Source organism: Azospirillum sp. UFLA03-27 (genome assembly GCF_059803775.1).
Genome location: NZ_JAUQTX010000195.1, coordinates 1 through 13,477, shown reverse-complemented (window position 1 = coordinate 13,477; position 13,477 = coordinate 1). Strand labels below are relative to the sequence as shown.

Sequence of the window (13,477 nt, the reverse complement as noted above, 5' to 3'; positions counted from 1 at the left end):
CCACCCAGCGTCCCCTGCCCCTCCGGCCGTCCGAACAGCGGCCCGAGGTCCTGCGGCTCGAAGGCGAGCTGCTGCCGGCGCTCCGCCAGCATCGGCAGGATCTCGGCCATCGGCGTGCCGGCCCTCGCGGTCAGCACCAGTTCCTCCGCCTCGTAGGCGACGACCCCGGACAGGCCGGAGAGGTCGAGGGTGTAGGCGGTCTGGATCGGGCGCCCGAGGCCGCGCTTGGACCCCGAACCGGCGACATCCAGGGGCGTCCCTTCCGATAAGGCCCAGCGCACCGCGTCGGCGGCCTGGGCCGCCGTGTCGGGCTTGACGGTGGTCACGGTCATGCGGATGGCCTCAGAATCGGGGAATATCGGGGAAGCGCAGCTCCCCCTTGTGGATGTGCACACGGCCCAGCTCGGCGCAGCGGTGCAGCTTGGGGAAGACCTTGCCGGGGTTCAGCAGCCCGTCGGGGTCGAAGGCGCATTTGATGCGCTGCTGCTGGTCGAGATCGACCTCGTCGAACTGGTCGGTCATCAGGTCGCGCTTCTCCACCCCCACGCCATGCTCGCCGGTCAGCACGCCGCCGACCTCGACGCACAGGCGCAGAATGTCGTTGCCGAAGGCCTCAGCCCGCTCCAGTTCGCCCGGCTTGTTGGCGTCGTAGAGGATCAGCGGATGCAGGTTGCCGTCCCCGGCATGGAAGACGTTGGCGACCCGCAGGGCGTAGCGGTCGGACATCTCCTGCATGCGGTGCAGCACCAGGGGCAGCGCCTTGCGCGGGATGGTGCCGTCCATGCAGTAGTAGTCGGGGCTGATGCGCCCCACCGCCGGGAAGGCCGCCTTGCGCCCCGCCCAGAAGGACAGCCGCTCCTCCTCCGAGGTCGAGACTCGGGAGTAGCAGCAGCCCTTGGACCGCGCGATCTCCGCCACCCGGTCGATCAGGTGGTCGACCTCCGCCGCCGGGCCGTCCAGCTCGACGATCAGCAGGGCCTCGACGTCCAGCGGGTAGCCGGCGTGGACGAAATCCTCCGCCGCGTGGATGGCCGGCTTGTCCATCATCTCCATGCCGCCGGGGATGATGCCCGCGGCGATGATGGCGGCCACGCAGTCGCCGCCCTGCTCGCTGGTCGGGAAGCCGATCAGCACGGCGCGGGCGGTGGCCGGCTTCTTCAGGATGCGCACCGTGACCTCGGTCACCACCCCCAGCAGCCCTTCGGAGCCGGTAACGACGCCCATCAGGTCGTAGCCGCCGGCGTCGAGATGCTTGCCGCCCAGCCGCAGGATGGTGCCGTCCATCAGCACCATCTCCAGCCCCAGCACGTTGTTGGTGGTCAGCCCGTATTTCAGGCAATGCACCCCGCCGGAATTCTCGGCAATGTTGCCGCCGATGGTGCAGGCGATCTGGCTGGAGGGGTCGGGCGCGTAATAGAAGGCCTCATGCGCCACCGCGTTGGAGATGCCGAGGTTGGTCACCCCAGGCTGGGTCACCACGCAGCGGTTGGCGAAATCGATGTCGAGGATGCGGTTGAACTTGCCCATCCCCAGAAGCACGCCGTCGGCCAGCGGCAGCGCGCCACCAGACAGGGAGGTCCCGGCGCCGCGCGGCACCACCTTCACCCCCATCTCCTTGCAGGTCCGGAGCACCCGACTCACCTGCTCCACCGTGCTGGGGAGCACCACGACCATGGGAAGCTGGCGGTAGGCGGTCAGCCCGTCGCATTCATAGGCGCGCAGTTCGCTTTCGTCGACGATCACCCCCTCGCCGGGCACGATGGCCCGCAGCGCTGCGATGATCTCGCGGCGGCGCGCGATGACGCCGTCGTCGGGCGCGGGCATCCGCATGGCCGGCCGTCCTCCCCCGTGATTCGCACCGGTTGGTTCCGGATGCATTCCGTAACCAGTGGTATCATTGCCGACGGGAAGGACACAAGCCGGTGAGGGATCGGCCAATGGGCGAACCGATCCCCCAAAACGCAAGAGCCGCGCCCGAAAGGCGCGGCTCTTGCGAGAAACCTCTGCTCGTCGGCCGGGCGGACCCGGCCGCCGGTCTCAGCCCTGGCGGGCCTTGAAGCGCGGGTTCTGCTTGTTGATGACGTAGACGCGGCCCTTGCGGCGGATCACGCGGCAGGCCTTGTGGCGCGTCTTCATCGACTTGAGAGAGTTAACGATCTTCATAGTTCTTCATCCTGGTCGGTCGGCGGCTCGATCGAAGGCGCGCACCATAGTGCGGCGCACCCCCGCTGTCAACGGCCCCCGTCGCGGTTGCGTTTCCCGCCGGACGCGGCCGTTTCGACGCTACTCCGCCGGTTTCAGCGCGTAGAAACGGCACACCTTCATGCCCGCCTCGATGGCGGACACGCGGCGGACCCACAGCTCGACCTCGTCCATCACGGCGAGCTTGGTTTCGTGGTCCAGATGATGGCGCTCCAGATGCTCGACCAGCCCCTGGATGGCGCTCACGATCAGGCCGCGGTGGGTGTCGGTGATGTCCTCGGCGATTCGCAGGTCCAGGTTCCGCTGGGCGAAGGCGGCGGCCATCTGGTCCTTGGACCACAGATGCGGCTGCATCGGCTCCTTGTCGCACCAGACCTGGACAGCCCTGGCCCCGGCCAGCGCCGGTTCGATCACATAATCGGTCATCAGCAGATGGCCGCGCGGCTTCAGCGCCAGTTCCATCCCGTCGAACAGCTGGTCCTTGCCGCGGACGGAGAACATCCCCTCCTTGTAGACGATGGCGTCCACGCGCTTGGGATAGCTGAAATTCTCCGGGTCGTAGGTTTCGATCGGAGCCTTCTTCTCCAGCCCCTCCTTGAAGGAGCGGATCATCCCCTCCTTCGCCAGGATCTCCGCGGCCTCCAGCCCGGTGACCCAGCAGCCGTACTTGCTCGCCATGGTGCGGCTGGTGCCGCCCAGTCCGGCGGACAGGTCCAGCACGCTCATCGCCGGATTGAGTCCCAGCGGCTTCACCAGATAGGGGATGTGGTCGTGGCCGCCCGGCGTGTTGAAGCCCTCACCCCACAGCTTCTCCGCCACCTCGATTCGCGTGGCGCTCCACAGCGGCTTGCCCCAGCGGTTCATGCCGGGGCCATGGCCGCGGGCGGCGGGCTGGGCCGGAGCGGCGCCAGCCTGCGGCTTGCCGTCCTCCTCGCCGCCCCGGCCCTTCAGGGCGGAGAGGTCGTACCCCTCCCACCAAGCGTGAAGGCGGGTCTTGAGCCTGATGCGGGGAGCGCCCGCGTGATCGTGTCCGCTGTTATCGCTCATCGCCTTCGCGCCTGCCCCGTTGCCTGGACCGCCGGACGAATTCATTCCGACTTTCACAGTATCCGGGCGCTCCGCTCGTGCAAGCGCAAAATCCTGCGTCACATTACCGTAACGCCTTCTCCGCGCGCGGATCGTCCATGGCGGCGACCCGCGTCCCGGCGGCGCGCAGCACCGGCGTGCAGGCGGGCGGCATGTTGACGTAGCGCGGCTGCGGCTTGCCGTTGTGCCTCTCCACCACCGGATAGACGGAGCCGAGCCAGGACGCGACCTCGTCGCCGCAGCCGTCGCCATCGGGAATGTCGCGCTGGTCCTCGCACTGCGGGCTTCCCGCCGGGCAGCCCAGGCGGATGTGCATGTGCCCGTCATGGCCGTGCCAGGGCCGCAGCTTGCGCAGGAAGGCGCGGTCCGGCCAGGAATGGCGGCACATGGCGAACTTGATCGCCGGGTTGACGAAGATGCGGGTCACCCGCGGATCGCTGGCGGCGATGCGGACAAGCTGGGCCTGCCGCTCCGACCAGTCCTCGGTGACGCGGACGCGCCCGTAATCGACGTACTTGATCTCGGCCAGGCTTTCCCGCGCGTTGCGCCCCATCGGCGGATGGTCGAGCCGCAGCCAGACGTCGGCGTCGAGCCCGATCTGGTGGCTGGCGTGGCCGAAGCTCATCGGTCCGCCGCGCGCCTGCCCCATGTCGCCGATCAGCGCGGTCCCCAGCCCGGCCGCCGCGACCTTCCGCCCGAAGCCCTTCAGATAGTCGATCAGTTCCGGATGGCCGTAGTAGCGTTGGCGGGACATGCGGATCACCTGATAGCCGGTGCCCTCCCCCGGCAGGGCCTGCGCCCCCGTGATGCAGCCCGCGGCGTAGCCGCCGATGGACTGGGCCGGTCCCAGGGCGGGACCGCTCACCTGACTCCAGGCGATGGAATTGGGAGCCGGTGGTGCTGGCTTCTTCTTCTTGGGCGATCCGGCCTCGGCCGGTCCGGTGAGAGCGGCGGCGATCAAGCCGGCTGCGACCAAGGCCGCCGCAAGAATCCCGATCGTCGGGCCAATCGCCAAGCGCCCCATCATCTTCCCCCAAGGACCGCCAATCGGGAAAGATTAGAGCCAATGTTTCTTAACGAAACGTGAGGCTCACGCTCATGTCACAGCCGATTTCGACTTGCCGACAAGAGTGTAGGGCAACGCCCGGCTCCCCTTTACTGCTCAGTCCAAGGTCTGCCGGTAGCGTTTCAGCGCGACCACCGTGACCACCGCCAGGAAGAGCAGCAGCGCCGCCACCTCCCCCGCGATCTCCGCCGGACCGTTGCCTTTCAGGAGGATGCCGCGGACGATGCGCAGGAAATGGGTCAGCGGCAGGACCTCCCCCACCGCCTGCGCCCAGCCGGGCATGCCGCGGAAGGGAAACATGAAGCCGGACAGCAGCATCGACGGCAGAAAGAAGAAGAAGGACATCTGCATCGCCTGGAGCTGGTTCTTCGCCACGGTGGAGAAGGTGAAGCCCACCGCCAGATTGGCGGCGATGAACAGCACCAGCACGGCGGACAGCAAGGCCAGACTGCCGACGATGGGCACGCCGAAGAGAAGCCGGGCGGCCAGGACGATGATGACGACCTGGATGTAGCCGACCAGGATGAAGGGCACGATCTTGCCCAGCATCACCTCGAACGGGCGGACCGGCATCGCCAGCAGATTCTCCATCGTCCCGCGCTCACGCTCGCGGGTGACGGCCAGCGCGGTCATCATCACCATGGTCATGGTCAGGACGACGCCCATCAGGCCGGGCACCACGTTGTACTGGGTGATGCCCTCCGGGTTGTAGCGGCGGTGGACCCGCAGCTCGACCGGGTCGGGGGTGGAGCGCAGATGGGCGAGCGGCCCGGTCAGGTCGGGATCCAGCGCCTGCCGCGCGAGGGTGGACAGGGCGGACAGCGCGTTGCTGGTCGCCGCCGGGTCGGTCGCGTCGGCCTCGACCAGCAGCACGGGCCGCTCGCCCCGCTGCAGGTCGCGGGCGAAGCCGGCGGGAATGGTGACGGCGAACTGCACCCGCCCTTCCGCCAGCAGACGATCCAGCTCCGCCGGGCTGCCGGCGCCGCGGGTCACGTCGAAATAGCCGGAATTCACCATGGCCGACACCAGCGTGCGCGCGAATGGGCTGGAGTCGGCGGCGTGGACGGCGGTCGGCAGGCTTTTGGGGTCGGAGTTGATGGCGAAGCCGAACAGCACGAGCTGGAGCACGGGCACCCCCACCATCATGGCGAAGGTCAGCCGGTCGCGCCGCATCTGGATGAACTCCTTCACCATCACTGCGACGAAACGCGCGAAGGAAAACCGCGCCATGACGCCCCTCCCCAGCCGTGCATTTCAAAATAGAAACACAACCTTGACTTCAATGCCGCAGCGGGCAACTTGACCCCCATTGACATATCGAAATTGCTTGAAGCACCGTCCAAATGGATTAACTCGTATGCGGGAAACATACCATGACATCTATTCTTGCCAAGGGCGCCGCCGCCGTCGCCGCCCTGTTCCTGTTTCATGGCGCCGCCATGGCCGGGCAACAGGACTTCACCATCGCAAACGAGACGGGCTACGCGCTGAAGCACATCTACGTCAGCGAGTCCGCCAACGAGAAGTGGGACGAAGACATCCTCGGCCGTGACGTCCTCGACGACGGCGAGGAGTTCGAACTGAGCTTCGGCAAGGCCGAGAAGACCTGCAAGTGGGACATGAAGGTCATCTACGACGACGGTGAGTCGGCGGTCTGGCAGAATCTGAACCTCTGCAAGATCTCCAAGCTGACGCTGCGCTGGAACAAGAACACAGGCGTGACCTCCGCGTCGATCGAATGACCACGCGCCGTCCCTGCACCGTCTTTCGCAAGGCTGTGGGGACGGCCTGACTTTGCCCGCCGGCGGCGCGGTCATGCGAAATTGTCCGTGCTGCGGTTCATCAGATGGATGAACACGTCCTCCAGCGTTGGCTCCGTCCGCCGCACCATCAGGCCCGAGTCGGCGGCCCAGGGGCGCAACGCCTCCTCAAGGTCCGCACCGTCACCACCGCTGACATGCAGCCGGGCGCCGAAGGCGGCGACCATCTCGACACCCGGACGGTCGCGCAGCGCCGCCGCGACGCGCCCGAGGTCCGCCCCGCCCGCCCCCCGCGCGCCGACCTCGTAGGTGACCAGACCCGAGTTGGCGATCACCTCCTCCACGCTGCCCTGGGTCATCAACCGGCCGTAGGCGAGGTAGGCGATGGCGTGGCAGCGCTCCGCCTCGTCCATGTAATGGGTGCTGACCAGCACGGTCAGCCCGTCGTCGGCCAGCCGGTGGATCTCGTCCCAGAAATCCCGCCGCGCCTTGGGATCGACCCCAGCGGTCGGCTCGTCGAGGAGAAGCAGCTTCGGCTCGTGAAGGATGCAGGCGGCCAGCGCCAAACGCTGCTTCCAGCCGCCCGACAGCGCCCCCGCCAGCTGCGCCCGCCGGTTGCCCAGCCCCAGCCGCTCCAGCGCCGCGGCGACCTTCCGCCGCCGGTCCGGCAGTCCATACATGCGGGCGACGAAATCCAGATTCTCGGCGATGCTCAGATCCTCCCAGAAGCTGAACTTCTGGGTCATATAGCCGACCTGCCGCTTGATGGCGGCGCTCTGGCGGCGGATGTCGAGCCCGAGGCAGGTCCCCTCCCCGGCGTCGGGGGTCAGCAGCCCGCAGAGCATGCGGATGGTCGTCGTCTTGCCCGACCCGTTCGGCCCCAGGAAGCCGTAGATCTGCCCACGCGCCACCCGGATGGAGAAGCCGTCCACCACCGTCTTGGCGCCGAAGCGCTTGACCAGACCGCGCACGTCGATGGCAGCGTCTCCGGTCATGGCGGCAGTTCCACGTCCACCGGCAGACCGGGGTTGAGCGTCGCACCGTCCTCCAGCCGCGCTTCCACGCGGAAGACCAGCTTCTCGCGGCTGCCGACGCTGTAGATCACCGGCGGGGTGTATTCCACCCGCGGCGCCACATAGGTCACACGCGCCGTCAGGCCGGGCGGGCAGCCGTCGCAGCGCACCGTCACCCGGTCTCCTGGACGTACGCGGGCCATCAGCGGCTCCGGAACGAAGACCACCAGCTTCCGCTTCTCCGGCGGCAGCAGCGAGACCACCGGGGCGCCCGCCGGCACCCATTCGCCGGGGTTGAACAACGTGTCCTCGACCAGCGCCGCCTCGGGCGCCGGCGGAGCCAACTCGGCGAGCCGCTTGTCCGCCTGGGCCAGCGCCGCCTCGGCCTGAGCCACGGCGTCCTCGGCTGCACGGATCTGGTCGGGGCGGGCCGGCAGGTTGGAGACGGCCAATTGCGCGGTCAGCTCCTCCAGCCGCGCCCGGTCGCCGTCGCGGCTGGCGCGGGCGGCATCCAGCCGGTCGTCGGAACTGACCTTGCGCGCCACCAGCGTCTGTTGCCGCGCCAGTTCCGCTTCGGAATAGCGCAGCGCCGCCTCGGCCTGCGCGCGCTGGGCGGCGACCACCGCCAGCTCGTCGGGGCGCCGGCCGGTCCGCAGGTCGGCAAGCTGCGCCCGCGCCTGCGCGAGCGCAGCGGCCAGCCGGTCGCGCTCCGCCCGCGCGCTGGTGCGGTCGAGCGCGAAGAGGGGCGCGCCCGCCTCCACCCGCCCGCCGCGCGTCACCGCCAGCGTGTCGAGCGTCCCGGCCACCGGGGCGGCGATGCGCAGATACTCGCCCTCCGCATAGCCATGGGCCAACGGCACGGCGTCCCCGCCTCCCAGCCCGAGAACGGACAAGGCCGCCGCCAGCGTTTCGGCGATCCAGCTCATGACGGCGGCCCTCCCTCCGGAGCGAGCGTCCGGCGCAGCGCGTCGAGATGGGCGGCCAGCAGAGCCGCCACGTCCGGCGGGCGCCCCTCCAGCGCCTCGAAGGAGGAGCGCCACAGCGCGCTCATCAACATCGGCGCGACGATCAGCCGGACGGTCGACTCGACATCCACCGGGCGGAACTCGCCGCGCGCGACGCCGCGCTCCAGCACCGCCGCCAGCAGGGCGAAGGCGCGGCGGATCACCTCGTCGTAATAGAAGCGGGCGAGGTCGGGGAAATTGCCGGCCTCGGCGATGATCAGCTTGGGGATGGCGCCGGCGCGGGATTTCAGGATGCGCGTCGCGAAAAGCGTCAGCAGCGTTTCCAGCACGGCGAAGCTCGGCCCCTGCGCTCCGGCCAGCAGACGTTCGGCCATGTCCAGGTTGGGCAGGATGGCCTCGCGGACCACCGCCTTGAACAGCTCCTCCTTGTTCGGGAAGTAGAGGTAGAGCGTGCCCTTGCTGACACCGGCCTGCGCCGCGACGTCCTCCAGCCGGGCCGCCGCGAAGCCGCGCTCGCCGAAGACGGTCAGGGCCGCGTCGACGATCTCCCGGGGGCGCGCCTCCTTCCGGCGGCGCCAGCGCGGAACGGCGGGATCATCCTCCGGCATGCCGTCCTCCAGGGTGGAGAAAATATTACTGACCAGTCAGTTATTAGCTGTTTGACAGTAGAAATTCCAGTTTTCTCAAGGGTTGCGCCGTTCTGCCGCAGCCATAAGTCATTGTGCGCCGCAGCAACTGATATGCAAAAGGGCTTGCCTTTCGACCGAGAGTTTCCGAAACTTTCGACAGTCCGCAGCGCGAACGGCTTGTCACGGAAGCACGCGCGGCGGGCGCACCGGTGGTCAAAGGCGCCGATCAGCAACGAGCGCACACCCCACCCCGGGAGGAACGGTTCAAGGCGCCGTGCCGGGATCAATTCGACGAGCGCGCTGGTGCGCGGCGTCCGGAGTCCCGGTTGAGCAGGGGGTGTCGATCATGCCGGGTGCAATGCGCCAGTCCACGTCGAACCTGGAACTGCTGACCATCTATGAGGTCAGCAAGATCCTCGGTTCCTCTCTCGACCTCCAGCAGACGTTGCGCGAGGTGCTTCGCGCGCTGGCCTACCAGCTGCAGATGCACCGCGGGCGCGTCTATCTGGTCGGCGAGGACAATGTGCTGCGGCTGGTCGCCGCGAACGGCCTGTCGAACGAGGCCGCGGCGCAAATCGAATTCCGCGACGGGGAAGGCATCACCGGCCGCATCCTGAAGACCGGCATGCCCGCCGTCGTCCCCAATCTGGCGGAGGAACCGCTGTTCCTCAACCGCACCGGCGGGCGCGAGGACCTGGACGAGCAGGTGGCCTCGCTGGTCGGTGTGCCGATCAAGGCCGCGGGAGTGGTCGTCGGCGTGCTGACCATCGACCGCATTTCCGACGAAGGGCCGCAGGGCCATTTCGGCAGCGACGTGCGCTTCCTGACCATGGTCGCCAACCTGATCGGCCAGACGGTGCGGCTGCACCGCACCGTGGCCGAGGAGCGCCGCTTCATGATGCGGGAAACCTTCCGCATGCAGAAGGAGCTGCGGCCCATCGCCGCCCCGATCAACGACGTGGTCTGCACCAGCCCCAACATGCTGGAGGTGATGGCCCAGGTCCACCGGGTGGCGCCCTTCAAGTCCACCGTGCTGATCCGCGGCGAGAGCGGCACCGGCAAGGAGCTGATCGCGCGGGCCATCCACAACATATCGCCGCGCAAGGACGCCCCCTTCATCCGCGTGAACTGCGCCGCCCTGCCCGAATCGCTCCTGGAATCGGAGCTGTTCGGCCACGAGAAGGGCGCCTTCACCGGCGCGCAGAAGGACCACAAGGGCCGGTTCGAGCTGGCGTCGGGCGGCACGCTGTTCCTCGACGAGATCGGCGACATCTCGCCCAACTTCCAGGCCAAGCTGCTGCGCGTGCTGCAGGAGCAGGAGTTCGAGCGGGTCGGCGGGTCCAAGACCATCAAGACCGACGTACGGCTGATCTGCGCCACCAACCTGAACCTGGAGGAGGCGGTCGGCCACGGCAAGTTCCGCGCCGACCTGTATTTCCGCATCAACGTGGTGACGATCCATCTGCCGCCGCTGCGCGAACGGCGCCAGGACATCGGCCCGCTGGCCCGCCATTTCGTGGCGAAGTTCGCCAAAGACAACGGCATGACCCTTGTCATGGAGGACGAGGCGCTGGAGGTGCTGAACCGCTGCACGTGGCCCGGCAACGTGCGCGAGCTGGAGAACTGCATCGAGCGCGCGGCCACCCAGTCGCGCGACGGCATCATCCGCACTGAATCCCTGTCCTGCAGCCTGAACCTCTGCAACTCCTCGGTGCTGTTCCAGTACCGCACGCTGGGCGCGTCGGTTGGCGGCCTCGCCCCGTCCATGGGGCCGGGGGCCGTCAACCGTGTTCCTCCGGGACGTCCCGGCGGTCCGGCAGCGGCCAACGCGCCGAAGACCCCGGCCATGCCGGCCCCGGTGCCGGAACCGGTGGGTGCCGGCGGCGGCGCGTGGCCGGCCTGCGCGTCGGGCTGTTCCGCCGGCCCGTCGCCGGTCTGCGGCGCCGCCCAGCCGGTGGTTCCGGTTCCCCTGATCCCGCTGCCCCTGCCCGAGCCGAGCGCCCCCGCCGCCGCGGCTCCCGCACCCGCATCGGCTGCCAATGCCGCTCCGCCGCCCGCCGCCGAGGTCCCGCTCGACGAGCCGGAGTCGGGATCGCTGCGCGACCGGCTGCTCTGGGCGATGGAGCGCACCGGCTGGGTGCAGGCCAAGGCCGCCCGCCTGCTCGGCATGACGACCCGTCAGGTGAGCTACGCCCTGCGCAAGTACAACATTGAGATCAAGCGCTTCTGAGGGGTGCCGAGCCGCCCGGCGCTTTTCTCCCCGGAGGAACGAAGGGCATCCGGCTGCACAACCGGGACAGGTGACCGGGTGTGTGTTAACCTCCCGGCACTCTCCCCGGTTGCCGCAGATTCATGGAAAAGCCCCTTGCGCTCCTCTTCGTGGACATCGCCGACAGCACGCTGCTCTATGAACTGGCGGGCGACCGCAAGGCGGCGGCGCTGACCCAGCGGGTGCTGGAGGACCTGCGCCGGATCGTCGGGGAGAACGACGGCACGGTGGTGAAAAGCTTGGGCGACGGGCTTCTCGCCTGCTTCCCCATGGGCGACGACGCCACCCGCGCCGCGCTCGCCATGATGGGGCGGCAGGCGGATTTCGGGCTTCGCCTGCGCGCCGGGCTGCATTTCGGCCCGGTGATCGCCGGCCCCGGCGACCTCTACGGCGACGCCTGCAACGTCGCCGCCCGGCTTGAATCCATCGCCCGCCCCGGCGAGATCCTGGCGACCGACGATCTGGTCGACCGCCTCTCCTCGCCGCTGCACAAGCGGACCCGCCTTCTGAACAGCGTCGCGGTGAAGGGAAAGGCGGCCCCTGTCCGCGTCCACCAGATCCGCGACGGCAACGCCCCGGCGGAGGCCGAGGACAACGCCACCGTCGCCCTGAGCACATCGGTTCCCGGCCACGGGCGCGGCCTGCCGTCCCTCCGCCTGTTCGGGCGCGGCGCCGAGGTGACGCTGACTCCCCTGCTGCCGCGCGTCACGGTCGGGCGTGACGAGGGCTGCGGCCTGCGCATCCCCTCCCGCCGCACCTCGCGCCAGCACGCGGTGATCGACCTCAGCCGTGGCGGCTTCCTGCTGACCGACCATTCGACCAACGGCACCTTCATCCGCACAGGGGAGTCCCCCTCCCTGCTGCTGCGCCGCGATTCGACGAAACTGACCGGCAGCGGGCTGATCGGGTTCGGGGGAGAACCGCTGCGGCCCGGGGAGGACCATGTCCTGACCTTCCAAGTGGGAAGCGCATGACGACGCCCCCATGTCGGGTCCCCGACAGGCGGCGTGTTTGTCGGCCATTGTTGGGCTTTGTCCGCCTTTGTCGGATTGCTGACATGTCCCACAGGCCAGACAAAACCGCTTAACTCACTGAAACTCCACACTTCACCCGGTTGGCCCCGAACTTGCTTTTAATGACCCGACCAAGGGCGCCGACGGCGCGGCTGGGAAGGGAGTGGACGATGGCCAACGTTATTTCGCTCGACAGCATCCTGGGCGTGGGTGAGCTGAAATCCCCCGCCGAGGCGCCGCCCGCCGCCGCTTCCGGCTGCGCGTCGTCCTCCTGCGGGTCGTCGGACGGCCCCGCCGACATGTCCCCGGAGGTGTGGGAGAAGGTGAAGAACCATCCCTGCTACTCCGAGGAGGCGCATCACTATTTCGCCCGCATGCACGTCGCGGTGGCGCCGGCCTGCAACATCCAGTGCAACTACTGCAACCGAAAATACGACTGCTCGAACGAGAGCCGGCCGGGCGTGGTCTCCGAGAAGCTGACCCCCGATCAGGCGCTCCGCAAGATTCTGGCTGTCGCCAAGGAGATCCCGCAGCTCTCCGTCATCGGTATCGCCGGCCCCGGCGACAGCTTGGCGGCGGGCGGCAGGAACACCTTCAAGACCTTCGAGATGCTGGCGAAGAAGGCGCCGGACCTCAAGCTCTGCCTGTCCACCAACGGCCTGGCCCTGCCCGACCATGTGGACACCATCGCGAACTACAACATCGACCACGTCACGATCACCATCAACATGGTCGATCCCGAGGTCGGGCAGCACATCTATCCCTGGATCTTCCACGACCACAAGCGCTGGACCGGCCTGGACGCCGCCAAGATCCTGCACGAGCGCCAGATGCTCGGCCTGGAGATGCTGACCTCGCGCGGCATCCTGGTGAAGGTGAACTCCGTCATGATCCCGGGGATCAACGACGAGCACCTGATGGACGTGAACAAGGCGGTGAAGGCGCGCGGCGCCTTCCTGCACAACATCATGCCGCTGATCTCCGACCCGGCGCACGGTACGCATTTCGGTCTGACCGGCCAGCGCGGCCCGACCGCGCAGGAGTTGAAGGTCCTGCAGGACCAGTGCGAAGGCGGGGCCAAGCTGATGCGTCACTGCCGCCAGTGCCGCGCCGACGCGGTCGGCCTGCTGGGCGAGGACCGCGGTTCCGAATTCACCATCGACCAGATCGATGCGATGGGCGAGGTGGAATACGACCAGGAAGCCGCCCGCACCTACCGCGAGCATGTCGAGGGCGAGCGCGCCGGTCGCCACGCCGCCAAGGCCGCAGCACAGGCCGACGTCGCCGAGACGGTCGGCACCGAGGTGCAGCCGATCCTGATCGCCGTCGCCACCAAGGGCGGCGAGCGCATCAACGAGCATTTCGGCCACGCCAAGGAATTCCAGATCTACGAGGTCGGTCCGAAGGGCGCCAAGTTCGTCGGCCACCGCCGCGTCGACCAGTATTGCGAAGGCGGTTCGGGCGACGAGGACGC

Annotated in this window: 13 protein-coding genes; 4 read left to right on the top strand and 9 right to left on the bottom strand. The window is 68.4% G+C overall.

Annotated features, from left to right (window positions below; genetic code table 11):
• The 6 genes from Q4I23_RS23810 to Q4I23_RS23785 all read right to left on the bottom strand — a co-directional run.
• Window positions 1–332 (bottom strand): FAD-binding protein (locus tag Q4I23_RS23810; RefSeq protein WP_498527860.1); only part of this gene is annotated, 332 nt, incomplete at its 3' end.
• Between the two features lie 10 nt (window positions 333–342).
• On the bottom strand, window positions 343–1,830 hold the full coding sequence (locus tag Q4I23_RS23805; protein WP_498527859.1) for an FAD-linked oxidase C-terminal domain-containing protein: 1,488 nt from the start codon (window positions 1,828–1,830) through the stop codon (window positions 343–345).
• 207 nt (window positions 1,831–2,037) lie between these two features.
• The gene (gene ykgO, locus Q4I23_RS23800; RefSeq protein ID WP_012973122.1) at window positions 2,038–2,163 is read right to left on the bottom strand and encodes a type B 50S ribosomal protein L36; all 126 of its coding nucleotides are present in this window, start codon (window positions 2,161–2,163) and stop codon (window positions 2,038–2,040) included.
• A 120-nt stretch (window positions 2,164–2,283) separates the two neighbouring features.
• Window positions 2,284–3,249, bottom strand: a complete 966-nt coding sequence (locus tag Q4I23_RS23795) for an SAM-dependent methyltransferase (RefSeq protein WP_498527858.1) — start codon at window positions 3,247–3,249, stop codon at window positions 2,284–2,286.
• A gap of 103 nt (window positions 3,250–3,352) precedes the next feature.
• The gene (mepA, locus tag Q4I23_RS23790) at window positions 3,353–4,264 is read right to left on the bottom strand and encodes a penicillin-insensitive murein endopeptidase (protein WP_498527857.1); all 912 of its coding nucleotides are present in this window, start codon (window positions 4,262–4,264) and stop codon (window positions 3,353–3,355) included.
• A gap of 186 nt (window positions 4,265–4,450) precedes the next feature.
• Window positions 4,451–5,584, bottom strand: coding sequence for an ABC transporter permease (locus Q4I23_RS23785; RefSeq protein ID WP_498527856.1), 1,134 nt, complete (start codon window positions 5,582–5,584; stop codon window positions 4,451–4,453).
• Between the two features lie 143 nt (window positions 5,585–5,727).
• Here Q4I23_RS23785 and Q4I23_RS23780 point away from each other — a divergent pair, with 143 nt between their 5' ends.
• Window positions 5,728–6,096, top strand: a complete 369-nt coding sequence (locus tag Q4I23_RS23780) for a hypothetical protein (RefSeq protein WP_498527855.1) — start codon at window positions 5,728–5,730, stop codon at window positions 6,094–6,096.
• Window positions 6,097–6,167: 71 nt separating this feature from the next.
• Here the strand turns inward: Q4I23_RS23780 and Q4I23_RS23775 are convergent, their stop codons facing one another.
• From Q4I23_RS23775 to Q4I23_RS23765, 3 genes are read right to left on the bottom strand one after another with little or no spacing between them, the layout of a single operon-like run.
• Window positions 6,168–7,109 carry an ABC transporter ATP-binding protein gene (locus Q4I23_RS23775; RefSeq protein ID WP_498527854.1) on the bottom strand — a complete coding sequence of 314 codons (942 nt, stop codon included), beginning with the start codon at window positions 7,107–7,109 and terminating at the stop codon, window positions 6,168–6,170.
• Window positions 7,106–8,053 (bottom strand): HlyD family secretion protein, encoded by a 948-nt coding sequence (locus Q4I23_RS23770; protein ID WP_498527853.1) that lies wholly within the window; start codon window positions 8,051–8,053, stop codon window positions 7,106–7,108. Before Q4I23_RS23770 ends, Q4I23_RS23775 begins: the two co-directional genes overlap by 4 nt.
• On the bottom strand, window positions 8,050–8,700 hold the full coding sequence (locus tag Q4I23_RS23765; protein WP_498527852.1) for a TetR/AcrR family transcriptional regulator: 651 nt from the start codon (window positions 8,698–8,700) through the stop codon (window positions 8,050–8,052). The genes Q4I23_RS23770 and Q4I23_RS23765 overlap by 4 nt, the downstream gene beginning before the upstream one ends.
• A 367-nt stretch (window positions 8,701–9,067) precedes the next feature.
• Between Q4I23_RS23765 and nifA the strand changes: the two genes are divergently transcribed.
• The 3 genes from nifA to nifB all read left to right on the top strand — a co-directional run.
• Window positions 9,068–10,951: a nif-specific transcriptional activator NifA gene (gene nifA, locus Q4I23_RS23760; RefSeq protein WP_498527851.1), complete on the top strand. Its 1,884-nt coding sequence runs from the start codon at window positions 9,068–9,070 to the stop codon at window positions 10,949–10,951.
• A 122-nt stretch (window positions 10,952–11,073) separates the two neighbouring features.
• A complete protein-coding gene (locus tag Q4I23_RS23755; RefSeq protein WP_498527850.1) occupies window positions 11,074–11,964 on the top strand; it encodes an adenylate/guanylate cyclase domain-containing protein in 891 nt (296 codons plus the stop codon).
• A gap of 209 nt (window positions 11,965–12,173) precedes the next feature.
• Window positions 12,174–13,477 (top strand): nitrogenase cofactor biosynthesis protein NifB (gene nifB / locus Q4I23_RS23750; RefSeq protein ID WP_498527849.1); only part of this gene is annotated, 1,304 nt, incomplete at its 3' end.